22 protein-coding genes are annotated in these 23,825 nt (G+C 67.1%); 15 read left to right on the top strand and 7 right to left on the bottom strand.

Annotation, left to right across the window (positions count from 1 at the left end; translation table 11 throughout):
- The first annotated feature begins 30 nt into the window (after positions 1 to 30).
- Positions 31 to 471, top strand: a complete 441-nt coding sequence (locus I6H87_RS18915; protein ID WP_011615075.1) for an Hsp20/alpha crystallin family protein — start codon at positions 31 to 33, stop codon at positions 469 to 471.
- Positions 472 to 486: 15 nt separating this feature from the next.
- Entirely contained in the window at positions 487 to 912 is a 426-nt protein-coding gene (locus tag I6H87_RS18910) for an Hsp20/alpha crystallin family protein (protein WP_011615076.1), read from the top strand.
- 116 nt (positions 913 to 1,028) lie between these two features.
- On the opposite strand, the gene I6H87_RS18905 is transcribed toward I6H87_RS18910, so the two are convergent.
- The gene (locus I6H87_RS18905) at positions 1,029 to 2,084 is read right to left on the bottom strand and encodes a bifunctional UDP-4-keto-pentose/UDP-xylose synthase (protein ID WP_011615077.1); all 1,056 of its coding nucleotides are present in this window, start codon (positions 2,082 to 2,084) and stop codon (positions 1,029 to 1,031) included.
- Positions 2,085 to 2,128: 44 nt separating this feature from the next.
- Entirely contained in the window at positions 2,129 to 3,880 is a 1,752-nt protein-coding gene (locus I6H87_RS18900; RefSeq protein ID WP_011615078.1) for an ArnT family glycosyltransferase, read from the bottom strand.
- A 216-nt stretch (positions 3,881 to 4,096) separates the two neighbouring features.
- Between I6H87_RS18900 and I6H87_RS18895 the strand changes: the two genes are divergently transcribed.
- Together I6H87_RS18895 and I6H87_RS18890 are read left to right on the top strand one after the other, a co-directional pair.
- Positions 4,097 to 4,768, top strand: coding sequence for a response regulator (locus I6H87_RS18895; protein ID WP_011615079.1), 672 nt, complete (start codon positions 4,097 to 4,099; stop codon positions 4,766 to 4,768).
- Positions 4,765 to 6,120, top strand: coding sequence for an ATP-binding protein (locus I6H87_RS18890; protein ID WP_010810142.1), 1,356 nt, complete (start codon positions 4,765 to 4,767; stop codon positions 6,118 to 6,120). Before I6H87_RS18895 ends, I6H87_RS18890 begins: the two co-directional genes overlap by 4 nt.
- Before the next feature lie 57 nt (positions 6,121 to 6,177).
- On the opposite strand, the gene I6H87_RS18885 is transcribed toward I6H87_RS18890, so the two are convergent.
- Positions 6,178 to 8,532 carry a Tex family protein gene (locus I6H87_RS18885; protein ID WP_011615080.1) on the bottom strand — a complete coding sequence of 785 codons (2,355 nt, stop codon included), beginning with the start codon at positions 8,530 to 8,532 and terminating at the stop codon, positions 6,178 to 6,180.
- Between the two features lie 169 nt (positions 8,533 to 8,701).
- Between I6H87_RS18885 and I6H87_RS18880 the strand changes: the two genes are divergently transcribed.
- From I6H87_RS18880 to I6H87_RS18870, 3 genes are all read left to right on the top strand, one after another.
- A complete protein-coding gene (locus tag I6H87_RS18880) occupies positions 8,702 to 9,493 on the top strand; it encodes a hypothetical protein (RefSeq protein WP_011615081.1) in 792 nt (263 codons plus the stop codon).
- 34 nt (positions 9,494 to 9,527) lie between these two features.
- A complete protein-coding gene (locus I6H87_RS18875) occupies positions 9,528 to 9,731 on the top strand; it encodes a DUF465 domain-containing protein (RefSeq protein ID WP_010810139.1) in 204 nt (67 codons plus the stop codon).
- A 70-nt stretch (positions 9,732 to 9,801) separates the two neighbouring features.
- Entirely contained in the window at positions 9,802 to 11,937 is a 2,136-nt protein-coding gene (locus I6H87_RS18870) for a DNA repair helicase YoaA (protein WP_010810138.1), read from the top strand.
- A gap of 80 nt (positions 11,938 to 12,017) precedes the next feature.
- Here I6H87_RS18870 and I6H87_RS18865 read toward each other — a convergent pair whose 3' ends face one another.
- Positions 12,018 to 12,848 (bottom strand): outer membrane protein assembly factor BamD, encoded by an 831-nt coding sequence (locus I6H87_RS18865; protein WP_011615082.1) that lies wholly within the window; start codon positions 12,846 to 12,848, stop codon positions 12,018 to 12,020.
- A gap of 17 nt (positions 12,849 to 12,865) precedes the next feature.
- Between I6H87_RS18865 and I6H87_RS18860 the strand changes: the two genes are divergently transcribed.
- A complete protein-coding gene (locus I6H87_RS18860; protein ID WP_041687278.1) occupies positions 12,866 to 14,122 on the top strand; it encodes an RluA family pseudouridine synthase in 1,257 nt (418 codons plus the stop codon).
- Positions 14,106 to 14,903, top strand: a complete 798-nt coding sequence (pgeF, locus tag I6H87_RS18855) for a peptidoglycan editing factor PgeF (protein ID WP_041687280.1) — start codon at positions 14,106 to 14,108, stop codon at positions 14,901 to 14,903. The genes I6H87_RS18860 and pgeF overlap by 17 nt, the downstream gene beginning before the upstream one ends.
- 13 nt (positions 14,904 to 14,916) lie before the next feature.
- On the opposite strand, the gene I6H87_RS18850 is transcribed toward pgeF, so the two are convergent.
- On the bottom strand, positions 14,917 to 15,120 hold the full coding sequence (locus tag I6H87_RS18850; protein ID WP_010810134.1) for a hypothetical protein: 204 nt from the start codon (positions 15,118 to 15,120) through the stop codon (positions 14,917 to 14,919).
- 447 nt (positions 15,121 to 15,567) lie between these two features.
- Here I6H87_RS18850 and I6H87_RS18845 point away from each other — a divergent pair, with 447 nt between their 5' ends.
- From I6H87_RS18845 to phaR, 4 genes are all read left to right on the top strand, one after another.
- Complete coding sequence (locus tag I6H87_RS18845; protein ID WP_011615085.1) at positions 15,568 to 17,337, top strand: class I poly(R)-hydroxyalkanoic acid synthase; 1,770 nt, start codon at positions 15,568 to 15,570, stop codon at positions 17,335 to 17,337.
- 84 nt (positions 17,338 to 17,421) lie between these two features.
- Positions 17,422 to 18,603: an acetyl-CoA C-acetyltransferase gene (locus I6H87_RS18840; RefSeq protein WP_010810132.1), complete on the top strand. Its 1,182-nt coding sequence runs from the start codon at positions 17,422 to 17,424 to the stop codon at positions 18,601 to 18,603.
- Between the two features lie 74 nt (positions 18,604 to 18,677).
- Positions 18,678 to 19,418 (top strand): 3-ketoacyl-ACP reductase, encoded by a 741-nt coding sequence (locus I6H87_RS18835; protein ID WP_010810131.1) that lies wholly within the window; start codon positions 18,678 to 18,680, stop codon positions 19,416 to 19,418.
- Positions 19,419 to 19,854: 436 nt separating this feature from the next.
- The gene (gene phaR / locus I6H87_RS18830) at positions 19,855 to 20,406 is read left to right on the top strand and encodes a polyhydroxyalkanoate synthesis repressor PhaR (protein WP_010810130.1); all 552 of its coding nucleotides are present in this window, start codon (positions 19,855 to 19,857) and stop codon (positions 20,404 to 20,406) included.
- A 56-nt stretch (positions 20,407 to 20,462) separates the two neighbouring features.
- Here phaR and I6H87_RS18825 read toward each other — a convergent pair whose 3' ends face one another.
- Both I6H87_RS18825 and I6H87_RS18820 read right to left on the bottom strand, forming a co-directional pair.
- The gene (locus I6H87_RS18825; protein WP_010810129.1) at positions 20,463 to 20,753 is read right to left on the bottom strand and encodes an addiction module antidote protein; all 291 of its coding nucleotides are present in this window, start codon (positions 20,751 to 20,753) and stop codon (positions 20,463 to 20,465) included.
- A gap of 3 nt (positions 20,754 to 20,756) precedes the next feature.
- A complete protein-coding gene (locus I6H87_RS18820) occupies positions 20,757 to 21,056 on the bottom strand; it encodes a type II toxin-antitoxin system RelE/ParE family toxin (protein ID WP_011615086.1) in 300 nt (99 codons plus the stop codon).
- Positions 21,057 to 21,292: 236 nt separating this feature from the next.
- Between I6H87_RS18820 and I6H87_RS18815 the strand changes: the two genes are divergently transcribed.
- Together I6H87_RS18815 and rimO are read left to right on the top strand one after the other, a co-directional pair.
- Entirely contained in the window at positions 21,293 to 22,261 is a 969-nt protein-coding gene (locus I6H87_RS18815; protein WP_011615087.1) for a tRNA dihydrouridine synthase, read from the top strand.
- 134 nt (positions 22,262 to 22,395) lie between these two features.
- The gene (gene rimO / locus I6H87_RS18810) at positions 22,396 to 23,775 is read left to right on the top strand and encodes a 30S ribosomal protein S12 methylthiotransferase RimO (protein ID WP_041687282.1); all 1,380 of its coding nucleotides are present in this window, start codon (positions 22,396 to 22,398) and stop codon (positions 23,773 to 23,775) included.
- Positions 23,776 to 23,825: the final 50 nt, after the last annotated feature.

Raw genomic sequence — 23,825 nt, 5'->3', positions numbered from 1 at the left:
CTCCCCGCTGCATAGAAGGAGGATCTAACCATGAGTGACTTCTTTTTCGGGACCGACCCGTTCAGTGAATTCGACCGGATGCAACGGCAGATGGCGAATCTCTTCGGCGGGTTTCCAACCAGCCTGCGCTCCGGGCGTTTCGGGGGGTTCCCTCCGCTGAATATCGGCACGACCGATGACTCGATCGAGATCGTGGTATTCGCACCCGGCATCAAGACGGACCAGCTCGAGGTATCGATCGACAAGGGCCTGCTGACCATCAGCGGCGAGCGTGCCCAGGTGCAGCCGGAAGGCGCAGCCGAGGTGCGGCCCTATGCGCAGGAGCGCTTCTTCGGCAGCTTCCGCCGCGTGATCGAATTGCCGCAGTCGGCTGATCCCGACAAGGTGCAGGCACGCTATACCAACGGCTGCCTGTCGATCAGCGTAGGCAAGCGCGAAGCGTCGCGTCCGCGCGCGATCACCGTCAGCTAACGTGAGGAGAAAGCCATGAGCGATTCGAACCAGGTCGTCCAGCGCGACCAGAACACAAGCGGCCAGGGTGACCAGGGCGCTGTCGCGCAACGCCGCGCGGAAACCCAGGCCATGACGCTGGTGCCCGCGGTCGATATCTACGAGACTCCCGCCGGGGTCACGCTGTGGGCGGATTTGCCCGGCGTGCCGCGCGAGAACCTCGAGGTCAACGTGCACGACAGCAGCCTGCGCATCGAAGGCGAAGCCGTCGTGCCGACGCCCGCGAGCCTGCGCGTGCAGCTTGCCGAGATTCGGCAGCCTCGCTATGCGCGGACGTTTACGCTCAGCCCGGATCTCGACGCTTCGCGTATCGAAGCCAACCTGCAGGACGGCGTGCTGAAGCTTACGATCCCGCGCAGGGAAGAAGCGAGGCCGCGGCGGATCGAGGTGTCGGCCGGCTGAGGCTGCGCGCGTGCCTGGTGCTTGGGCACGCTGCGTGAGTGCTCCCTCTCCCGCTTGCGGGAGAGGGAGCACTCACGGTCAGGCAAGTGCCTCGGGCCTGCGACACGTGTCGAAACTCATCCCTGGTTCACCAACGTCCTTGCCTCCGTCACGTGCGTGCGATACGCCTCGAAGATCCGCCGCAGCGACGCCTCCATCCCTATCCTCGGTTCCCACCCCAGCTCGTCGACGGTGTTGCCGATCTTCGGCACGCGGTGCTGCACGTCCTGGTAGCCCTTGCCGTAGAAGTCGCCCGAGGAGGTCTCGATGATCTGCGTCTTGCGCGCTTCCTCCGCGTATTCCGGATAGTCCGCCGCCATCTTCAGCATCATCTCGGCCAGCTCGCGCACCGAGTGGATATTGCCCGGGTTGCCGATGTTGTAGATCTTGCCGCTGGCCACGCCGTTTGGATTCGCGATGATGCGCATCAGCGCGTCGATGCCGTCGGCGATATCGGCAAAGGCGCGCTGCTGGGCGCCGCCGTCGACCAGCTTGATCGGCTCGCCGCGCACGATATGGCCGAGGAACTGCGTCACCACGCGCGACGAGCCTTCCTTCGATTCGAAGATCGAATCCAGCCCCGCGCCAATCCAGTTGAATGGACGGAACAGGGTGTAGTTCAGGCCTTGCTCCATGCCGTAGGCGTGGATCACGCGGTCCATCAGCTGCTTGGAGCAGGCATAGATCCAGCGCGGCTTGTTGATCGGGCCGTAGACCAGCGGCGAGGCCTCGGGGTCGAACTCTTCATCGCTGCACATGCCGTAGACCTCGGAGGTCGACGGGAACACCAGGTGCTTGCCGTACTTGACCGCGGCGCGCACGATCGGCAGGTTGGCCTCGAAGTCCAGCTCGAACACGCGCAGCGGCTGGCGCACGTAGGTGGCCGGGGTGGCGATGGCCACCAGCGGCAGCACCACATCGCACTTGCGGATGTTGTACTCGATCCACTCCTTGTTGATGGTGATGTCACCCTCGAAGAAGTGCATGCGCGGGTGGTCGACGAGGTCGCCGAGACGGTCCGACGACATGTCCATGCCGTAGACCTCCCACGGCGTGGTTTCCAGGATGCGGCGCGTCAGGTGATGGCCGATAAAGCCGTTGACGCCGAGGATCAGTACTTTCTTGCCTTGCATTGGATTTGACGAATGGCAGGGGAAATCGGGAGGCGCCGGCGCGGCTAGCGCGCGCCGGCGAGGGGGAAGTTGGCGACGGCCACGCGCCGCCAGTCGCGCGCGACGACATGCATCGGCACGCGCGCGCTCAGTTCAGAGAATGCCTGCGGCGAGAGCAGCGCGATGGCACGCGGGCCATGCTGCCAGGCATCGACGAAGGCATCGAGGGTCGGCAGCCACTTCTGCGGCTCCTGTCCGGCGCCGAACGCGAGCTCGTCGGCCTGCGCCACCATGGTGAGCGGATGGCGCAGGTAGAAGGGCAGGGTATGGTCGAGCATGCCGACGCCGTAGAGCGGCATGCCGGGGCGCAGCACGCGTTCGATCGGCGCCACCATGTCGATGCCCGAGGCGGAGCGGCCGATCGCTTCATGGCCCAGCAATGCGGTGGAGAATGCCAGCAGCATGCCGAATGCATAGGCCGTGATGCTGGCCAGGCGGCCATGCCGCCGCAGCAGCCACAGCCCGATGGCGGCGCTGGTAATCACCAGCGCGAATGCCAGCGCCACCCATGCGGCATACGCGCGGTACAGCGCGTTGGGGGTGTTGTTGGAATCCAGCGTGGCCACGACCGGGCTTGCCAGCAGGCCGATCGCGCCCACCGCCAGCATGGCGCACAGCTGCCTGCGCCAGGGTTGGTCACCGGTCCGCGCCAGCGCTGCGCCCGCCAGGATCGCCAGTGCGGGAAACAGCGGCAGGATGTAGCCGGGCAGCTTCGAGCCCGACAGGCTGAAGAACACGAAGATCGACACCGCCCACAGCCCTGCCATCAGCGCAGGCTGGAACGGCCTGGACCCACCCGCGGCAACCACGCCGGTACGCTGCCCGACCGCGCGGACCATGCCGGGAACCAGCCCGAGCCACGGCAGGAAGCCGCCCACCAGCAGCGGCACGAAGTACCACAGCCCGCCCTTGCGCGCATGCACGGTCGAGGTGTATCGCTGCCAGTGCTCGTGGATAAAGAAAAAGCGCAGGAATTCCGGATTGCGCCGCGCCACCAGCCAGTACCAAGGCATCGCCACCAGCAGCATCAGGGCGATGCCGGCCGGCGCATGCAGGCGGCGCCACCGTGCGAGGTCGCGCGTCACGCAGGTGTACACCACCAGCACCAGTCCCGGCAGCGCCAGCCCGACCAGCCCCTTGGTCAGCACCGCCACGCCCATGGCCGCCCAGCACGCCAGCATCCAGCGGCGGCGTGCCGGCGCCGTGGCGTGCGGATGCTGGGCCAGCAGCATGCACGCGAGCACGCAGGCCATGCTGCCGGACAGCGTCATGTCCAGCGTATTGAAGTGCGCGGCGAGGTTCCACATGGGCGCGCTTGCCAGCACCAGTCCGGCCAGCAAGCCCGCACGCGCGCCGAACCAGCGCGCCGCGGCCAGCATCGATATTCCCAGCCCGGCGATGCCGGCCAGCGCCACGCACAGCCGCGCCTGCCAGTCGCCGATGCCGAACAGCGCGTACGACACCGCCGTGGCCCACATATGGAACGGCGGCTTCTCGAAGTACTTCAGCCCGTTGTAGCGGATCGTGACCCAGTCGCCCGTGCTCAGCATCTCGCGGGCGATCTCGGCATAGCGGCCCTCGTCGGGCCCGAGCAGGTGGCGCACGCCCAGCGTGCCGAACCAAAGCAGCGCGAACGCCAGCACCACCAGCCCGAGCGTCACCGCGGGCACGCCCGCCAGCCGCGTGGCATGCCACGGCGCGGCGGGCCGGGCGCTGATGAGCCCAGGCTCGGCGGCGAGGCGGTCGGAACGGTGCATGATGCGCAAACGGCTCGGCGTGAAAGGGAAGGGTGGGTGGTGGCGCGCGTGGCGGCGTGCAGGCGCTCGGCGGCAAGGCCATGTCCACGCTGGCGGCCCGCGCCGCGTTGAACAGCGGGGCGCCTGCAAAGTGAGCGCAGGATAGTTCGCGAACCTTAATGGCACATTAAGGCGGGGCGCGCACAATACCGTGATACGTCCGGGTCACCCGAGAAAATGAGAATCCTTATTGTTGAAGACGCCCCGATGCTGGGTGACGGGCTGCGGCGCGGCCTGCAGCTGCTCGACTATGCGGTCGACTGGTTCAGCACCGGCACCGAAGCCGACCATGCGCTCGGCGTGGTCCACTACGATGCCGTGGTGCTGGACCTGGGCCTGCCAGGGGAAGACGGCATGTCGCTGCTCGCGCGCTGGCGTGCGCGCGGCAGCCGCATCCCGGTGATCGTGCTGACCGCGCGCGATGCGATCGACAGCCGCATCGGCGGCCTTGACGCCGGTGCCGACGACTACCTGGTCAAGCCGATCGCGCTCGATGAGCTGGCGGCCCGGCTGCGTGCCGTGACCCGCCGCGCCGCGGGCCTGTCGTCTCCAGTGTGGAAGCACGGCGCGCTGGAATTCCATCCGGCCGCGCGCCAGGCGTACTGGCAGGGCAAGCCCCTGGAGCTGACCAGCCGCGAAGCCATGCTGCTGGAGCTGCTGCTGGCGCACCCCAACCGGCTGCTGACGCGCGACTTCCTGCGCGACAAGCTCTACGACTGGCAGGGCGGCGTTGAAAGCAACGCGCTGGAAGTCCATATCCACCACCTGCGCCGCAAGATCCATCCGAAGATCGTGCGCACCTTCCGCGGCGCCGGCTACACGCTGGGCGCGGCCGAGGATTGCACATGACGTTGCAGCGCCGGCTCATCCTTGCGGTGCTGATCGCCGCGCCGGTGGTGTGGCTGCTGACCATCGGCATGACCTACGTGCGCGCCCGGCACGAGATCAATGAACTCTATGACACCGACATGGTGCGCATGGCGCTGCAGATGCATTCGGTGGTGCCGCTGGTGGATGTCGCCGCGGCGCCGTCGCGCACCCGGCTGCCAGAGCTGGTCGAGGGCGACCAGGGCGATGCGGGCCTGGGCGATCTCGCCATCGCCGCCTGGCTGCCGGACGGCAAGCCCTTGCATATCGATCCCGAGGGCGACCTGCTGCCGCGTGCGCCAGGAGTGAAGGGCTTTACCGACGTCACCATCGACAAGCAGTCCTGGCGGCTTTACTACCTCGATGATCCCGACACGGGCTGGCGCGTCTGCGTGGGCCAGCAACTGGCCGAGCGCAATGAGCTGATCCTGTCCTATATCGCCGCGCAGGTGCTGCCGTGGGCCGCAGGCCTGCCGGTGCTGATCGGCCTGTTGATCTGGTTCATGCGGCGCGCGATGGCGCCGGTGCGCGCGTTGTCGACCGATATTGAAGGCCGCGCCCCCCAAGACCGCCGGCCGCTCAGCCTGCAGGCAGTGCCGGGCGAACTGGTGCCGCTGGTGCACGCCATGAACCGCCTGCTGGCGCGCGTGTCGGATTCGATCGAGCATGAACGGCGCCTCACCGCCGATGCTGCCCATGAGATGCGCACGCCGTTGGCCGCGCTGAAGGCGCAGTGGGAAATCGCCGAGCGTTCGGCCGATGACGCCGAGCGCGCGCAGGCACGCGCCAACGTGGCCACCGGCATCGACCGCATCAGCCGGCTGGTGTCGCAGCTGCTGACGCTGAGCCGGCTGGAAGATGCTGCCGGCCTGCCGTCACGCCAGCCGGTCAACTGGATCCCGGTGGCGCAGCAGGCGCTGTCGGACTGCCTGGCTCTGGCGCAGCGGAAGCAGGTCGACGTCGAGCTGGAGTGGCCCCCGGAAGGGCAGGCGCCATTGCCGGTGGCGGGTGACGCCAACCTGCTGTCGCTGCTGCTGCGCAACCTGCTCGACAACGCCATCCGCTACAGCCCGCCGGGCGCGCTGGTGACCATCGATTTCCGGCCCGACAGCGTCACGGTGCTCGACCAGGGCCCGGGCGTCGCGCCTGACGTGCTGGCGCGGCTGGGCGATCGCTTCTTCCGTGGCGGATCGGGGCAGCGCGAGCAGGGCCACGGCCTCGGCATTTCGATCGCGCAGCGCGTGGCGCGGCTGCATGGGCTGGAGATTGCGTTCGCCAACCGCACCGATGGCGCCGGCAAGGGCCTGGCCGTTCGGATCGCGCACGGCGGCTGAAAACGACGACGCCCCGCACGGTCGCCCGTGCGGGGCGTCATGCCATCGGCTTGCGGGCTAGCGCTTGAGCTTGGCGAAGGCCGCGGCCATGGCGCTGGCCGGTTCCGCCTCGCGGCGGCCGCCGTTGAAGCCCTTGCCGCCGCCGTTGCGTTGGCCGCCGCGGTCACCACGGTCGCCGCCGGCACGCGCCGCGGCCTGGCCTGGCTCGTCGTCCAGGCGCATCGACAGGCCGATGCGGTTGCGCTTGACGTCGACCTCCATCACCTTGACCTTGACGATCTGGCCGGCCTTGACCACCTCATGCGCGTCCTTGACGAACTTGCTGGACAGTGCCGAGATGTGGACCAGGCCGTCCTGGTGCACGCCGATATCGACAAACGCACCGAAGGCTGCCACGTTGGTGACCACGCCTTCCAGCACCATGCCGGGCTGCAGGTCCTTCACGTCTTCCACGCCTTCCTGGAAGGTTGCGGTCTTGAACTCGGGGCGCGGGTCACGGCCCGGCTTTTCCAGCTCGGACAGGATGTCGCGCACGGTCGGCAGGCCGAAGGAGTCGTCGGTGAACTGCGTCGGCGACAGCCCGCGCAGCGCGTCGCGGTTGCCCATCACGTCGCGCAGGCCCTTCTTGACGTGTTCCAGGATGCGCTGCACCACCGGATACGCTTCCGGGTGCACCGAGGAGCGGTCCAGCGGATTGTCGCCGTCGTTGATGCGCAGGAAGCCGGCGGCCTGCTCGAAGGTCTTGTCGCCCAGGCGCGGCACCTGCTTCAGCGCGTTACGGTTGGGGAAGGCGCCATTGGCGTCGCGGAACTCGACGATATTGCGCGCCAGCACCGTGTTCAGGCCCGACACGCGCGCCAGCAGCGGCGCCGAGGCGGTATTGACGTCCACGCCCACGGCGTTGACGCAGTCTTCGACCACGGCGTCCAGCGCCCGCGCCAGCTCGCGCTGGTTGACGTCATGCTGGTACTGGCCCACGCCGATCGACTTGGGATCGATCTTGACCAGTTCGGCCAGCGGATCCTGCAGCCGGCGGGCAATCGACACCGCGCCGCGCAACGACACGTCCAGGTCCGGGAATTCCTTGGCGGCCAGTTCCGACGCCGAATACACCGAAGCGCCGGCCTCGCTGACCACGATCTTGGTCAGCTTCAGCTCGGGCATCTGCTTCATCAGGTCCTGCACCAGCTTGTCGGTTTCGCGGCTGGCGGTGCCGTTGCCGATCGACACCAGCGCCACATTGTGCTGCCTTGCCAGGCGCGCCAGCGTGGCGAGCGAGCCGTTCCAGTCGCGGCGCGGCTCGTGCGGGTAGATGGTGGCGGTGTCCAGCAGCTTGCCGGTGCTGTCCACCACGGCGATCTTGCAGCCGGTGCGGATGCCCGGGTCGACGCCCATCACCGACTTGGGCCCGGCCGGCGCGGCCAGCAGCAGCTCATGCAGGTTGCGGCCGAACACCTTGATGGCTTCGTTCTCCGCAGTTTCGCGCAGCTGTGTCAGCAGTTCGGTTTCCAGGTGGGGCTGCACCTTGACGCGCCAGCACCAGCGGCATACGTCGCCCAGCCACTTGTCGGCCGGGCGGCCCAACTGCTGGATGCCGACATGGCGCGCGATCATGCCTTCGCACGGGTGCGGCACCATCGCGTCCTGTTCCTCGCCCAGGCCCAGCTTGACCATCAGCACGCCCGCGTTGCGGCCGCGGAACAGCGCCAGCGCGCGGTGCGACGGCACCGTGCGGATGGTCTCGCTGTAGGCGTAGTAGTCGCGGAACTTCTCTTCCTCGGCGGTTTCCTTGCCTTCCATCACGGTGGAGGACACCACGCCGTTGGTCCACAGGTGCTCGCGCAGCTTGCCCAGCAGTTCCGCAGTCTCGCCGAACTGCTCGGACAGGATGTCGCGCGCGCCGTCCAGCGCGGCCTTGACGTCAGGCACGCCGCCGTCGGCGGTCGGGTTGCCGTTGACGTACCTGGCGGCCTCGGCCTGCGGATCCAGCGTGGGATCGGCCAGCAGTGCCAGCGCCAGCGGCTCCAGCCCGCATTCGCGCGCGATCTGGGCGCGGGTGCGGCGCTTGGGCTTGTAGGGAAGGTAGAGGTCTTCGAGCGCCTGCTTGGTTTCGGCGGCCTCGATGGCGGCCTGCAGCTCGGGCGTCAGCTTGCCTTGCTCCTGGATCGACGCGAGGATGGCAGCGCGGCGGTCTTCCATGTCGCGCAGGTACAGCAGGCGCTCTTCCAGGTTGCGCAGCTGCGTGTCATCGAGGTTGCCGGTCACTTCCTTGCGGTAGCGGGCGATGAAGGGCACGGTGGCGCCTTCGTCGAGCAGCGCCACGGCCGCGGCCACCTGGCGGGGCTGCACGGACAGTTCAGCCGCGATGAGCGAGACGATCTTTTGCGAGACGGATGCGGGCAGGTTGGACATCGGAGAGCGCGGCGAGAAACGCAGTCAGTCGAAAGCGGGGCATTTTGCCACAAGCGCGCAAGGGATTCGCCAGGGCGCGCAGCGGGTGCGGGGCGGGCGGCGTCCCGCGCACGTCCGCAACGGCCCGGCAGGGCAGGCCGGTGCCCGGCCCGGATGCTAGAATCCGGTCATGACCGTCAAGTCCCGCCCGGCCGCCGCCAAGGCCACCATCCTGGCCATGCCAACCTTCGCCAACGTGCCTGAAACTTCCCTGTTCCGCTTCGGCCGCCTGGCTGCACTGGCCGTGGCTGCATGCGCCGTGCTGATGCCGCTGCGCGAGGCGCGCGCCCAGACTTCCGCGCCCGCGGCGCCACCCGCCGCCAACGGCCAGCGCGACTTTGCCGCCGAACGCAAGGCCGTCGAGGATTCGCGCGCCTGGACCAACTACCGCTTTGCGGCCGCCGAGCGCGAGTGCTACGGCAAGTTCTTTGTCAACCACTGCATCAACAGCGCCAAGGAAGTCCAGCGCGAGGAGCTGCAGGTGCTGCGCAAGCGCGAACTGGAGGTAGGCGAGGCCGAACGCGCCTACCGCGCCGCCGAGCGCGACCGCGAACAGGCGCTGCGCCGCGCCGAGTTCGAGGCCAGCCAGCCGAAGCGCTCGGCCAGCGAGCAGTCCAGCCGCGAGGCCTTCCAGAAGAAGCAGCAGGAACAGCAGCTGCGCGAGGCGCAGCGCCAGGGCGAGGCGCCGCAGCGTGCCGCCAATGCGCAGGCGTACGAAAAGAAGCAGTCTGACTTCGATGCCCGCATGCAGGAGGCCCAGCAGAAGGGCGCCGAGCAGGCCCGCCAGCGGCAGGAGAATGTCAAGGCATACGAGGCCAAGCAGCGCGACCTCGAACGGCGCCAGAAGGAGCTGGAAGAGCGCCGCGCCAAGGCGAAGGAGCAACAGGGGCAGGCATCGGCGCCGCGCCCGTTCGGCTTTTGAGGTCCGGCACCGTGACTGCGCAGCGGAGGCATAGATGGACAGCAACCTGAATACCCTGGAGCGGCGCATCATGGAGTTGCAGATCGAGCACCGCGACCTGGATTTCCTGATCGACCGCCTTGCCAACGATGCCGTCCATGACGAACTGCAGCTGCGCCGGCTGAAGAAGCGCCGCCTCAAGCTGAAGGACGCCATCACGCTGCTGCAGCTGCAGCTCGAACCCGACGTGCCGGCCTGAGCGCATTCGCGCCAGGCTTGCCGATCGCCGCCGGCGCTGTCCGGCGGCCCATACAACATCTCCCCCTGCCTTGTCCGATCTTCCAGATTCTCCTGAGCCGTCCGAAGCCGTCAGCCTGACCGACGCCGGGTCGCCCGCGCCTGCCGCGCCCGCCGACGACGGCGCCAGCCGCGGCGCGGAACTGGCCACCATCTTTGCCGATACCGGCACGCTGGCCCAGGCGATTCCCGGCTACCGGCCGCGCGCCTCGCAGCACAAGATGGCCGAGGCCGTCGCCGACGCGATCGTGCAGAACGATTCCGTCATCGTCGAAGCGGGCACCGGCACCGGCAAGACCTACGCCTACCTGGTGCCGGCGATGCTGTGGGGCGGCAAGGTGATCCTGTCGACCGGCACCAAGAACCTGCAGGACCAGCTCTTCCTGCGCGACATCCCCACGGTGCGCCATGCGCTGAACGTGCCGGTCTCGGTGGCGCTGCTCAAGGGCCGCGCCAACTACGTCTGCCACTACCACCTGGAACGCGCTCAGGCCAACGGCCGCCTGGCGTCGCGCCAGGATGCGGCGTGGCTGCGCGACATCGGCCGCTTCATCAAGGAAACCTCCACCGGCGACAAGGCCGAGCTGGCGTCCGTTCCCGAGAACGCGCCGGTATGGCAGATGGTGACCTCCACGCGCGACAACTGCCTGGGATCGGAATGCCCGCATTACAAGGAATGCTTTGTGATGCGCGCGCGCAAGGAAGCGCAGCAGGCCGACGTGGTGGTGGTCAACCATCACCTGTTCTTTGCCGACGTGGTGCTGCGCGACACCGGCATGGCGGAACTGCTGCCGGCCGCCAACACCGTGATCTTCGACGAAGCCCACCAGCTGCCCGAGACCGCCACGCTGTTCTTCGGCGAGACGCTGTCCACCAGCCAGCTGCTGGAAATCGCCCGCGATACCGTGGCCGAAGGCCTGTCGCACGCGCGCGATGCGGTGGACTGGGTTGCGCTGGCCGCGCCGCTGGAGCGCGCCGCGCGCGACCTGCGCCTGGCCTTCAGCAAGGACAATGCGCGGCTGGCGCTGGGCCAGATCGAGGCCGACCGCCGTATCGCCGAGCCTTTCAACGAAACGCTCGATGCGCTGGACGAAGCCCTGTCAGACTTCGTCGAGATGCTCGAAAGCCAGGCCGAGCGTGCCGAATCGCTGCAGCAATGCCACCGCCGCGCGCTGGAGCTGGCCAACAAGCTGGCCGCGTGGCGCGCCGATGCCGCGCCCGCGCCGGCACCGCAGCCGACCGAGGGCGACGGCGAAGCCGCGCCGGCGCTGCCTGCCGGCCCTGAAACCGTGCGCTGGGTCGAGGTGTTCTCGCATACTGTGCAGTTGCACCGCACGCCGCTGTCGATCGCGCCGATCTTCACGCGCCAGCGCGACGGCCAGCCGCGCGCCTGGGTTTTCACCTCGGCGACGCTGTCGGTGAAGGGGAATTTCACCCACTACGCGGCGCAGCTGGGGCTCGACAAGGACCGCTCGCTGACGCTGCCCAGCCCGTTCGATTACGCGAAGCAGGGGCTGCTCTACGTGCCGCGCGATATGCCGCAGCCGCAGTCGCCGCAGTTCACCGACGCGGTGGTGCAGGCGGCATTGCCGCTGATCGAGGCCGCCGGCGGACGCACCTTCCTGCTGTGCACCACGCTGCGCGCCGTGCAGCGTGCCTCGGACCTGCTTTATGACGCGTTTGCCGAGCGCGGCCTGAACCTGCCGCTGCTGGTGCAGGGCCAGGCCAGCCGCACCGAATTGCTGGACCGCTTCCGCGAGCTGGGCAACGCGGTGCTGGTCGGAAGCCAGAGCTTCTGGGAGGGCGTGGATGTGCGCGGCGAGGCGCTGTCGCTGGTGATCATCGACAAGCTGCCGTTCGCGCCGCCCGACGACCCGGTGCTGGCCGCGCGCATGGAAGTGCTGCAGAAGAAGGGCCTGAGCCCGTTTGCCGTGCACCAGCTGCCGCATGCGGTGATCACGCTCAAGCAGGGGGCAGGGCGGCTGATCCGCTCGGAATCGGACCGCGGCGTGCTGGCGATCTTCGATACGCGGCTGGTCGAGAAGCCCTATGGCCGTCAGATCTGGCAAAGCCTGCCGCCGTTCACGCGCACGCGTGAGGCGGCGACGGTGGTGCGGTTCCTGGAGTCGCTGCGCGGTCCTGGCAAGGAGGCCGCGGCAGCGGACTGATCGCACAGGTGCCGGAAAAAGAAAAACGGGACGTATCGGAGGATACGTCCCGTTTTTTTATGGCCTCTGGCCAGCCGGCGTCAGAACACTTCCCACCAGGACTTGTCCTTGCGGCGCGCGCCGTACTTGATGAAATCGCTGTCCGGGAAATTGCGCTCCATCACGCGTGCGGTGTCGTCGCGCAGGTCCTTCATTCCCATCGCGTCATATGAACGGACCATGATGTACAGCGCTTCTTCGTTGGCCGGAGCGCCGTCATAGTCCTTCAGCGCCTGCTGGGCGCGGTTGACGGCGGCGAGGTATGCGCCGCGCCGGTAGTAGTAGCGCGCGGCGTGCACTTCGTGCTGGGCCAGCGAGTTGACGATGTACTGCATGCGCAGCGTGGCGTCGGGGGTGTACTTGCTTTCCGGGTAGCGCGTGATCAGCGTATTGAACGCGTCATAGGCGGCGCGCGCGGCCTTGGGGTCGCGCTCGCTCAGGTCCTGGCCCGAGAAGCGGCCCAGCCAGCCCAGGTTGTCGTTGAAGTTGATCAGGCCCTTGAGGTAGTAGGCGTAATCGATATTGGGATGGTTCGGGTGCAGCTGGATGAAGCGGTCCACCGCGGCCAGGGCTGCTGCCGTTTCACCATCCTTGTAGTTTGCGTAGGCGGTATCGATCTGGGCCTGCTGTGCATAGCGCCCAAACGGATAGCGGCCTTCGAGCTTTTCATACAGCTTGACGGCACGCGTGTAGTCGCCGCCATCCAGCGCATCCTTGGCTTCCGAATATAATTTGTTGGCCGACCAGCCTGCGGTCTCGTCGGGTTGGTCCGCCAGCAGGCCGCATGCAGACAGCATGACGCAGCCGCCTGCGAGCAGAACCGCTCCAATTGTCGTGCGCCAGCGCGCGCGTTTCATGCTCTGCAATTGCATGGGCAATCGTATCCCGGATGAAGAAAAATAGCGTCAAGCATTATAGCCCAAGCCCCCAGCCCAACCCCGAAGCAGGAGCTGGCGTGGGAGGACTTCCACCAGAACGGGTGCGCGCAGCCGCGTCCGTGGCCGATTTCGAGGCCCATCCAGAGGAATTTGAAGACCTTGCCGAGGTGCCGCCCGGCGGCGCGGCGGCTGCCGAGCCGGCCGTGACCCTGTCGCTGGAGGTGGACAGCGCCTCGCATGGCGAGCGGCTCGATAAATTGCTCGCGCGTCACTTCAGCGAGTTTTCACGCAGCCGCCTGCAGCAGTGGATCGAAAGCGGCGCGGTGCGTGTCGACGGCCACGTGCGCCGTCCGCGCGACGCCGTGCAGATGGGCAACCGCATCGAAATCCAGCCGCAGGCCGCACCGGAATCGTCCGCTTTCTCGCCCGAGGACGTGCCGCTGGACGTGGTCTATGAAGACGACACCCTGCTGGTGATCAACAAGCCCGCCGGGCTGGTGGTGCATCCGGCTGCCGGTAACTGGAGCGGCACCGTGCTCAACGGGTTGCTGCACCGCGACCCCGGCGCAGCGTTGCTGCCGCGCGCGGGCATCGTGCACCGGCTCGACAAGGAAACCTCCGGCCTGATGGTGGTGGCGCGCTCGCTGACCGCGCAGACCGACCTGGTGCGCCAGCTGCAGGCGCGCACGGTCAAGCGCACCTATATCGCGCTGGTGTGGGGCCGCACCTATGACGAGGGCACCATCGACGCGCCCATCGGCCGCGACCCGCGCGAGCGCACGCGCATGGCGGTCGTGCATACCGCCAGCGGCAAGCCGTCGCGCACGCATTTCCGCACGCTGGCCACGGTGCCGCTGGGGCGGGGCTTCGTGTCGATGGTGATGTGCAAGCTGGAGACCGGCCGCACGCACCAGATCCGCGTGCATTTCGAGTCGATCGGCCACCCGCTGGTGGGCGACCCGGCCTACTTCCGCGCCACGCAGCGCGGGCAGCGCCCGGCGGTCCGCGCACCGCTGCCGGTGCCGTATGAGCGCCAGGCGCTGCATGCGTACCAGCTCGGCCTGGTGCATCCGGCCACCGGCAAGCGCATGTCGTGGACCGCGCAGCCGCCGCAAGACCTGCAGGCGCTGATCGATGCGCTGGATTTTGAAAGCGCGCAGGCCGACGAGGATGAAGAAGGCTGGGACGAAGTCTGGGAAGGCGGCGAGGCCCACTGGGAATACGCTGGTGATGACGAGGACGACGATGACGATGAGCGCAGCGCCTGATCGCGCCTGGCTGGTCCCTGACTGGCCCGCGCCGGCGCGTGTGCGCGCGTTGTCAACCACGCGCCAGGGCGGTGTCAGCAAGGGCCCGTACGGGCTTGCCGGCGGCGCCCCCGGCGGCCTGAACCTGGGCACCCACGTTGGCGACGACGCCGCCGACGTGGCGCGCAACCGCGCGCGGCTGGCCGCCTGCCTGCCGTCGATGCCGCAATGGCTGGAGCAGGTGCATGGCTGCGCGGTCGCCACGGTCGACCATGTGGCGGCCCCGGGCGCGCCCGTGCCCCAGGCCGACGCGAGCCTGGCGGTGGTACCCGGCCAAGTCTGCGCCGTGATGACGGCGGATTGCCTGCCGGTGCTGCTATGCGATGCGCAGGGGACGGTGGTGGGCGCCGCGCATGCGGGCTGGCGCGGCCTGTGCAGCGGCGTGATCGAAGCCACGCTGTCACGGATGCAGGCCGCTGCCGGTGCCGCGCGCTGGCTGGCATGGCTGGGCCCGGCCATCGGCCCCGATGCGTTCGAGGTGGGTGCCGAAGTGCGCGATGCCTTCCTGGCCCAGGCACGCGCCGATGAACAGGTCGCGGTTGCCGCAGCCTTCCGCCCTGGTGCCCCGGGCAAGTACCTTGCCGACATCTATGCGCTGGCGCGCACGCGCCTGGCGCGCGCCGGCTGTACCGAGGTCTACGGCGGCGACGCCTGCACCGTGGCCGACGCCGGTCGCTTCTACTCCTATCGGCGCGATGGCGTGACCGGCCGCATGGCCAGCCTGGTCTGGCTGGCGGACTGAGCCCGCCGCTGCCTCACTCGTCCTTGCCCCTGGCCGCCTGCGCGCGCTCGGCTTCAGCCTTGCGTCGGCGGCGGCCGGGCGTGCCCATGATGTAGAGCACCAGCGCCACCGGCGCCATGCCATACATCAGGAAGGTGGCAACGCCTGCCACCACGTTGTGCTCGGTGATCGCCATCATCAGCGCCACGTAGAGCCAGCCAATGGCCACGATGTACATCAAAAATTCATCCTTCTCGCCTATGCTCTGGGGCCTCGGCAGATGCGAGCGCTGCATACCGTCCGGTAGGTCGGGAAGCGTGCAGTGCCGAGGCGGATTCCCGCATTGACAGCGCGTGCGTTGCAAGGCAACAATGGACTCAAATGTCTCGGAATCGCTGACGATTCCCAGGTTTCTCCGGCAAGCATAGCGCATGGCGTCTCCATGCGAGAATGTCGCGCTTGCCGGATAAAAGGGGAGCCGCTATCGGAATGGACGCAAGCCACGGCCGCAGCAGGTGCGGTCGAGGGCTTCCAGCCAGTTCCAGGGCAGATGTGCCGGCAGACCCTCCCGCTTTGGGGGAGGCGCAAGCCGGGTCCATTCGGATAGCATCTCCCCATGCAAAGTGCCGGCCAGGGCAATGCCCGGAGCCGGTTCGAATAGTGACGGCAGAGAGACAATCAAATCATGGCGACCGGCAAAGGCGCGGCAGCTTCCACGCAGGAAGGCAAGTCCCAACCATTCAAGGTCACGCCGGGGCCATTCGATCCAGCCACATGGCTGGAATGGTCCCGCCAGTGGCAGGGCACTGAAGGCAACGGCCACGCGGCCGCGTCCGGCATTCCGGGCCTGGATGCGCTGGCAGGCGTCAAGATCGCGCCGGCGCAGCTGGGTGATATCCAGCAGCGCTACATGAAGGACTTCTCAGCGCTGTGGCAGGCCATGGCCGAGGGCAAGGCCGAGGCCACCGGTCCGCTGCACGACCGGCGCTTCGCCGGCGACGCATGGCGCACCAACCTCCCATATCGCTTCGCTGCCGCGTTCTACCTGCTCAATGCGCGCGCCTTGACCGAGCTGGCCGATGCCGTCGAGGCCGATGCCAAGACCCGCCAGCGCATCCGCTTCGCGATCTCGCAATGGGTCGATGCGATGTCGCCCGCCAACTTCCTTGCCACCAATCCCGAGGCGCAGCGCCTGCTGATCGAGTCGGGCGGCGAATCGCTGCGTGCCGGCGTGCGCAACATGATGGAAGACCTGACACGCGGCAAGATCTCGCAGACCGACGAGAGCGCGTTTGAGGTCGGCCGCAATGTCGCGGTGACCGAAGGCGCCGTGGTCTTCGAGAACGAGTACTTCCAGCTGTTGCAGTACAAGCCGCTGACCGACAAGGTGCACGCGCGCCCGCTGCTGATGGTGCCGCCGTGCATCAACAAGTACTACATCCTGGACCTGCAGCCGGAGAGCTCGCTGGTGCGCCATGTGGTGGAGCAGGGACATACGGTGTTTCTGGTGTCGTGGCGCAATCCGGACGCCAGCATGGCCGGCAGCACCTGGGACGACTACATCGAGCACGCGGCCATCCGCGCCATCGAAGTCGCGCGCGACATCAGCGGCCAGGACAAGATCAACGTGCTCGGCTTCTGCGTGGGCGGCACCATTGTCTCGACCGCGCTGGCGGTGCTGGCCGCGCGCGGCGAGCACCCGGCCGCCAGCGTCACGCTGCTGACCACGCTGCTGGACTTTGCCGACACGGGCATCCTCGACGTCTTTGTCGACGAGGGCCATGTGCAGTTGCGCGAGGCCACGCTGGGCGGCGGCGCCGGCGCGCCGTGCGCGCTGCTGCGCGGCCTTGAGCTGGCCAATACCTTCTCGTTCTTGCGCCCGAACGACCTGGTGTGGAACTACGTGGTCGACAACTACCTGAAGGGCAACACGCCGGTGCCGTTCGACCTGCTGTTCTGGAACGGCGACGCCACCAACCTGCCGGGGCCGTGGTACTGCTGGTACCTGCGCCACACCTACCTGCAGAACGAGCTCAAGGTACCGGGCAAGCTGACCGTGTGCGGCGTGCCGGTGGACCTGGCCAGCATCGACGTGCCGACCTATATCTACGGCTCGCGCGAAGACCATATCGTGCCGTGGACCGCGGCCTATGCCTCGACCGCGCTGCTGGCGAACAAGCTGCGCTTCGTGCTGGGTGCGTCGGGCCATATCGCCGGTGTGATCAACCCGCCGGCCAAGAACAAGCGCAGCCACTGGACTAACGATGCGCTGCCGGAGTCGCCGCAGCAATGGCTGGCCGGCGCCATCGAGCATCACGGCAGCTGGTGGCCGGACTGGACCGCATGGCTGGCCGGGCAGGCCGGCGCGAAACGCGCCGCGCCCGCCAACTATGGCAATGCGCGCTATCGCGCAATCGAACCCGCGCCTGGGCGATACGTCAAAGCCAAGGCATGACGCTTGCATGAGTGCCGGCGTGCGTCATGCACGGCGCCGGCAGGCCTGCAGGTTCCCTCCCGTTTCCATTGAAAGGACTACACAATGACTGACGTTGTCATCGTATCCGCCGCCCGCACCGCGGTCGGCAAGTTTGGCGGCTCGCTGGCCAAGATCCCGGCACCGGAACTGGGTGCCGTGGTCATCAAGGCCGCGCTGGAGCGCGCCGGCGTCAAGCCGGAGCAGGTGAGCGAAGTCATCATGGGCCAGGTGCTGACCGCCGGTTCGGGCCAGAACCCCGCACGCCAGGCCGCGATCAAGGCCGGCCTGCCGGCGATGGTGCCGGCCATGACCATCAACAAGGTGTGCGGCTCGGGCCTGAAGGCCGTGATGCTGGCCGCCAACGCGATCATGGCGGGCGACGCCGAGATCGTGGTGGCCGGCGGCCAGGAAAACATGAGCGCCGCCCCGCACGTGCTGCCGGGCTCGCGCGATGGTTTCCGCATGGGCGATGCCAAGCTGGTCGACACCATGATCGTCGACGGCCTGTGGGACGTGTACAACCAGTACCACATGGGCATCACCGCCGAGAACGTGGCCAAGGAATACGGCATCACACGCGAGGCGCAGGATGAGTTCGCCGTCGGCTCGCAGAACAAGGCCGAAGCCGCGCAGAAGGCCGGCAAGTTTGACGAAGAGATCGTCCCGGTGCTGATCCCGCAGCGCAAGGGCGACCCGGTGGCCTTCAAGACCGACGAGTTCGTGCGCCAGGGCGCCACGCTGGACAGCATGTCCGGCCTCAAGCCCGCCTTCGACAAGGCCGGCACGGTGACCGCGGCCAACGCCTCGGGCCTGAACGACGGCGCCGCCGCGGTGGTGGTGATGTCGGCGGCCAAGGCCAAGGAACTGGGCCTGACCCCGCTGGCCACGATCAAGAGCTATGCCAACGCCGGTGTCGATCCCAAGGTGATGGGCATGGGCCCGGTGCCGGCCTCCAAGCGCGCCCTGTCGCGCGCCGAGTGGACCCCGCAAGACCTGGACCTGATGGAGATCAACGAGGCCTTTGCCGCGCAGGCGCTGGCGGTGCACCAGCAGATGGGCTGGGACACCTCCAAGGTCAATGTGAACGGCGGCGCCATCGCCATCGGCCACCCGATCGGCGCGTCGGGCTGCCGTATCCTGGTGACGCTGCTGCACGAGATGAAGCGCCGTGACGCGAAGAAGGGCCTGGCCTCGCTGTGCATCGGCGGCGGCATGGGCGTGGCGCTGGCAGTCGAGCGCAAATAAGGAAGGGGTTTTCCGGGGCCGCGCGCGGTTGGCGCGGACCCGGCGACGATAACGAAGCCAATCAAGGAGTGGACATGACTCAGCGCATTGCGTATGTGACCGGCGGCATGGGTGGTATCGGAACCGCCATTTGCCAGCGGCTGGCCAAGGATGGCTTTCGTGTGGTGGCCGGTTGCGGCCCCAACTCGCCGCGCCGCGAAAAGTGGCTGGAGCAGCAGAAGGCCCTGGGCTTCGATTTCATTGCCTCGGAAGGCAATGTGGCTGACTGGGACTCGACCAAGACCGCATTCGACAAGGTCAAGTCCGAGGTCGGCGAGGTTGATGTGCTGATCAACAACGCCGGTATCACCCGCGACGTGGTGTTCCGCAAGATGACCCGCGCCGACTGGGATGCGGTGATCGACACCAACCTGACCTCGCTGTTCAACGTCACCAAGCAGGTGATCGACGGCATGGCCGACCGTGGCTGGGGCCGCATCGTCAACATCTCGTCGGTGAACGGGCAGAAGGGCCAGTTCGGCCAGACCAACTACTCCACCGCCAAGGCCGGCCTGCATGGCTTCACCATGGCACTGGCGCAGGAAGTGGCGACCAAGGGCGTGACCGTCAACACGGTCTCTCCGGGCTATATCGCCACCGACATGGTCAAGGCGATCCGCCAGGACGTGCTCGACAAGATCGTCGCGACGATCCCGGTCAAGCGCCTGGGCCTGCCGGAAGAGATCGCCTCGATCTGCGCCTGGTTGTCGTCGGAGGAGTCCGGTTTCTCGACCGGCGCCGACTTCTCGCTCAACGGCGGCCTGCATATGGGCTGACCTGCCGGCCTGGTTCAACCAGTCGGCAGCCGGCGCTGGCGCCCGCGTATTGCGGTGCAGCCAGCGCGGCGCACAAGGCGGCGGGCGTTTCGTTTCGCCGCCCGTTTCGCGGGCCGTCAAGGCCCGCGAATCGTTTCTGCCCGCGCGGCATTCCTCGCTTTTTGCGCCAATTCACCGGGTTTTCCTTAAGCCCCGTCGCTTTTCTTAGTGCCTTGTTGGGCATAGAATCAGGGCAGCGGCGCAGCCAGCACCATGTTCGTGCAGCGCGGCCCTCGCGGGGGCGAGGCTGCAGGCCGCCACGCGCAGCCATGCGCGAACGGGCCACCAGATGGCCGGCACGACAACAAGCAGATGGCGCGGGCGATACCGATTTGCGCACTGCACCCCATGCGGTGCAGCAGCGCGCAAACAGCGATGACACAAGGACAGAGCACCGATGGCCACGACCAAAAAAGGCGCAGAGCGACTGATCAAAAAGTATCCGAACCGTAGGCTCTACGACACCCAGACCAGCACCTACATCACCCTGGCCGACGTCAAGCAGCTGGTCATGGATTCAGAAGAATTCAAGGTCGTCGACGCCAAGTCTGGTGACGAACTGACCCGCAGCATCTTGCTGCAGATCATCCTGGAAGAAGAAACGGGCGGCGTGCCGATGTTCTCCAGCGCGATGCTGTCGCAGATCATCCGCTTCTACGGCCATGCCATGCAGGGCATGATGGGCACCTACCTGGAAAAGAACATCCAGGCCTTCATCGACATCCAGAACAAGCTGGCCGAGAACTCCAAGGGCCTGTATTCCGGCGAAACCTTCAGCCCCGACATGTGGTCGCAGTTCATGAACATGCAGGGCCCGATGATGCAGGGCATGATGAGCAACTACATCGAGCAGAGCAAGAACCTGTTCGTGCAGATGCAGGAGCAGATGCAAAGCCAGGCCAAAAATATGTTCGGGACGTTCCCGTTCAACCAGCCGGACAAGAAGTAAGACACTGGCAGCGGCGGGCGCTACACCCGCCGCATATCCCGCACGCTGGCTGGCACTCAGCCAGCGCTCGCATGCAGGCGGATGCCCAGCGCCCGCATCACCTTCCAGATCGTCCCGAACTCCGGATTGCCTTCGCCTGAGAGCGAGCGGTAGAGGCTTTCGCGCGAAAGGCCCGTTTCGCGGGCCAGTCGCGTCATGCCGCGCGCACGCGCCACCACCCCGAGTGCGTAGGCAATGAATCGATCGTCGTCGCCGGCCTCGGCCAGGCAGGCATCCAGGTAGGCGGCGATCTCCTGATCGTTCCTCAGATGCTCGGCGGAGTCCCAGGGGCGGGTTGGTTCCTTCATGGCTCACTCCAGATCAAGATTGGCCGCCAGACTGCGTGCTCTTTCGATATCAGCGTGCTGGGTCGACTTGTTGCCTCCGCAGAGCAGGATCACAATTACCTGGCCGCGTTGCTGAAAGTAGATGCGGTAGCCCGGGCCGTGGTCCACGCGCATTTCGCTGACTCCACCGCCAAGGGCTTTAGCGTCGCCGGGATTCCCGTTCAGTAAGCGGTCGACGCGGACCTGGATGCGAATCCTGGCGACGTGGTCGCGCAAGGCCGAATACCAGCGGTCGGAAATTTGGGTTGTCCGGATGCTGAGCATACCTTACCGTAGCCTGTGGGCTACGGTAAGAGAATCGCCGATCCCTGAAAACCGTGCTGATGCAAAGCAGGTAGAATGCGCGGTCTGCGTCCCCGGGCGCACGCAATCACGCAACTCTCTCCAGCGGCGGCTCAGTGTGGACTCGCCTTTTGTGCGCGAAAACCCATGCCCTCCGTTATCCAATATGCTCGTCCGCCCCTTAAGGCCCGGCTCTCTGCTTCGATGAAGGCTTCGCCATGAGCCGGCTGTTCCTGGCCCCCATGGAAGGGCTTGCCGACTACGTCTTGCGCGACGTGCTGACCGACACTGGCGGCTACGACGGCTGTGTGTCCGAGTTCGTCCGGGTGACCGGTTCGTTGCTTCCCGCCCGCGTCTACGAGCGCGAAACGCCCGAAATCCTCGCCGGCGGCTATACCCGCAGCGGCACGCCGATGGTGATCCAGTTGCTCGGCAGCGATCCGGAATGGCTGGCGCGCAATGCCGCCTATGCCGCGACCTTGTCGCCGCATGGCATCGACCTGAACTTCGGCTGCCCCGCCAAGGTCGTCAACCGGCATGGCGGCGGTGCCATGCTGCTGACGAATCCTGAGTTGTTGAACCGGATCGTCGCGTCCGTGCGCGCGGCGGTGCCGGCCCATATCGCCGTGACGGCAAAAATGCGGCTGGGCGTTTCCGATGCCTCGCTGGCCATTGATTGCGCCACGGCGCTGGCCGAAGGCGGCGCGGCTTCGCTCGTCGTGCATGCCCGGACGCGGGACCATGGCTACCGGCCGCCGGCCCACTGGGACTGGATCGCGCGCATTGCGGCGGCGGTGGACGTGCCGGTGATTGCCAACGGAGATGTCTGGACCGTCGCCGACTGGGAGCGTTGCCGGGCCGTCAGCGGTTGCGCCGACGTGATGATCGGGCGCGGCGCCGTGTCCGATCCTTTCCTGGCCTTGCGCATTCGCGGGCTGATGGACGGTTCGCCGTCGGACCAGGAGTGGCCGCTGGTGCTGCGCCAGATCGCCACCTACCTGAAAAAGCTGCATGCCCGTATCGCGTCGTGCCATGAGCATGGGCGCGTGAAACTGTGGCTCAGCTATCTCAAGCGGACCTGGCCACAGGCCGCCGAACTGCATGCGGCCATCCGGCGCATGCAGGACTCGCTGGAGATAGAGCGGGTCCTGGAAGGCCTGCCGGGAGCCGCGACCGCGCCGGAATGACGCAGCCTGGGCCACATGTATGGTGTCAGGCGCCGAGAATTCATGGCAAACGGTTAAAATGCGCGATTGGCTCACCGGCTGCCGGCCTTGTCCCCGCATATTCGCCGCGCCCGCCCCCACATTCGGATTGCACTGTGAAAAACCCTTCAGAATCAACGACCCAGAAAGACCATAGTCCGCGTGTGGGATTCGTTTCCCTTGGCTGCCCCAAGGCCCTGGTCGACTCCGAGCAGATCATCACCCAGCTGCGCGCCGAGGGCTATGCCATCAGCGGCACCTATGACGGCGCTGACCTGGTCGTGGTCAATACCTGCGGCTTTATCGACGAGGCCGTGCAGGAGAGCCTGGACGCCATCGGCGAGGCCCTGACCGAGAACGGCAAGGTCATCGTTACCGGCTGCCTGGGTGCGAAGAAGGATGCGGCGGGCCACGACATCGTGTCGTCGGTGCACCCCAAGGTGCTGGCCGTGACCGGCCCGCATGCGCTGGGCGAGGTGATGCAGGCGGTGCACACGCACCTGCCCAAGCCGCATGACCCGTTCACCGACCTGGTGCCGGCCGCCGGCATCAAGCTGACGCCCAAGCATTACGCCTACCTGAAGATTTCCGAGGGCTGCAACCACCGTTGCTCGTTCTGCATCATCCCGTCGATGCGCGGCGACCTGGTGTCGCGCCCGGTGGCCGAGGTCATGCTGGAGGCCGAGAACCTGTTCAAGGCCGGCGTCAAGGAGCTGCTGGTGATCTCGCAGGACACCAGTGCCTATGGCGTCGACGTCAAGTACCGCACCGGCTTCTGGAACGGCCGCCCGCTCAAGACCCGCATGACCGAGCTGGTGGCGGCGCTGGGCGAGCTGGCCGCGCAGTACGGTGCCTGGGTGCGCCTGCATTATGTCTACCCGTACCCGCACGTCGACGAGATCATCCCGCTGATGTCGCAGGGCCATGTGCTGCCGTACCTCGATGTGCCGCTGCAGCACGCGCACCCGGACGTGCTCAAGCGCATGAAGCGCCCGGCCAATGCCGAGAAGACCATGGACCGCATCCGCGCCTGGCGCGAGATCTGCCCTGAGCTGACCATCCGCAGCACCTTTATCGCCGGCTTCCCGGGCGAGACCGAGGCGGAGTTCCAGACCCTGCTCGACTTTATCGCCGAAGCCGAACTGGACCGCGTCGGCTGCTTCGCCTACTCGCCGGTGGAGGGCGCCACCGCCAATGACCTGCCGGGCGCGCTGCCCGACGAGGTGCGCGAGGAACGCCGCGCCCGCTTCATGGAAGTGGCCGAAGAGGTCTCGGCGCGCCGCCTGCAGCGCAAGGTCGGCCAGACCCTGCGCGTGCTGGTGGACGAGGTCAACCAGGATGGCGGCATCGGCCGTTCGTCCGCGGATGCGCCGGAAATCGACGGCCTCGTCTATATCGCGCCGCCGGAACGCCACGCCCAGCGCTATCGCGCCGGCGAGTTCGTCGACGTGAAGATCACCGGCGCCGATGGCCACGACCTGTGGGGCGCGGTCTGAAACGGGTTGATTAGGTAAAAGTACGCTCGTTCGATTTCGTCCGCGTCCCG

The sequence above is a fragment of the Cupriavidus necator genome (genome assembly GCF_016127575.1).
In the GTDB taxonomy this organism is placed as follows: Bacteria; Pseudomonadota; Gammaproteobacteria; order Burkholderiales; family Burkholderiaceae; genus Cupriavidus; species Cupriavidus necator_D.
The sequence above is the reverse complement of the archived record's forward strand: the minus strand, read 5'-3'. Positions and strand labels throughout refer to the sequence as shown.

Bases quoted from the DNA above. Each gene is read 5' to 3' on its own strand.
- I6H87_RS18915 (WP_011615075.1), top strand. From the start codon at position 31: ATGAGTGACTTCTTTTTCGGGACCGACCCGTTCAGTGAATTCGACCGG.
- I6H87_RS18910 (WP_011615076.1), top strand. From the start codon at position 487: ATGAGCGATTCGAACCAGGTCGTCCAGCGCGACCAGAACACAAGCGGC.
- I6H87_RS18905 (WP_011615077.1), bottom strand. From the start codon at position 2,084: ATGCAAGGCAAGAAAGTACTGATCCTCGGCGTCAACGGCTTTATCGGC.
- I6H87_RS18900 (WP_011615078.1), bottom strand. From the start codon at position 3,880: ATGCACCGTTCCGACCGCCTCGCCGCCGAGCCTGGGCTCATCAGCGCC.
- I6H87_RS18895 (WP_011615079.1), top strand. From the start codon at position 4,097: ATGAGAATCCTTATTGTTGAAGACGCCCCGATGCTGGGTGACGGGCTG.
- I6H87_RS18890 (WP_010810142.1), top strand. From the start codon at position 4,765: ATGACGTTGCAGCGCCGGCTCATCCTTGCGGTGCTGATCGCCGCGCCG.
- I6H87_RS18885 (WP_011615080.1), bottom strand. From the start codon at position 8,532: ATGTCCAACCTGCCCGCATCCGTCTCGCAAAAGATCGTCTCGCTCATC.
- I6H87_RS18880 (WP_011615081.1), top strand. From the start codon at position 8,702: ATGACCGTCAAGTCCCGCCCGGCCGCCGCCAAGGCCACCATCCTGGCC.
- I6H87_RS18875 (WP_010810139.1), top strand. From the start codon at position 9,528: ATGGACAGCAACCTGAATACCCTGGAGCGGCGCATCATGGAGTTGCAG.
- I6H87_RS18865 (WP_011615082.1), bottom strand. From the start codon at position 12,848: ATGCAATTGCAGAGCATGAAACGCGCGCGCTGGCGCACGACAATTGGA.
- I6H87_RS18860 (WP_041687278.1), top strand. From the start codon at position 12,866: ATGAAGAAAAATAGCGTCAAGCATTATAGCCCAAGCCCCCAGCCCAAC.
- pgeF (WP_041687280.1), top strand. From the start codon at position 14,106: ATGAGCGCAGCGCCTGATCGCGCCTGGCTGGTCCCTGACTGGCCCGCG.
- I6H87_RS18850 (WP_010810134.1), bottom strand. From the start codon at position 15,120: ATGTACATCGTGGCCATTGGCTGGCTCTACGTGGCGCTGATGATGGCG.
- I6H87_RS18845 (WP_011615085.1), top strand. From the start codon at position 15,568: ATGGCGACCGGCAAAGGCGCGGCAGCTTCCACGCAGGAAGGCAAGTCC.
- I6H87_RS18840 (WP_010810132.1), top strand. From the start codon at position 17,422: ATGACTGACGTTGTCATCGTATCCGCCGCCCGCACCGCGGTCGGCAAG.
- I6H87_RS18835 (WP_010810131.1), top strand. From the start codon at position 18,678: ATGACTCAGCGCATTGCGTATGTGACCGGCGGCATGGGTGGTATCGGA.
- phaR (WP_010810130.1), top strand. From the start codon at position 19,855: ATGGCCACGACCAAAAAAGGCGCAGAGCGACTGATCAAAAAGTATCCG.
- I6H87_RS18825 (WP_010810129.1), bottom strand. From the start codon at position 20,753: ATGAAGGAACCAACCCGCCCCTGGGACTCCGCCGAGCATCTGAGGAAC.
- I6H87_RS18820 (WP_011615086.1), bottom strand. From the start codon at position 21,056: ATGCTCAGCATCCGGACAACCCAAATTTCCGACCGCTGGTATTCGGCC.
- I6H87_RS18815 (WP_011615087.1), top strand. From the start codon at position 21,293: ATGAGCCGGCTGTTCCTGGCCCCCATGGAAGGGCTTGCCGACTACGTC.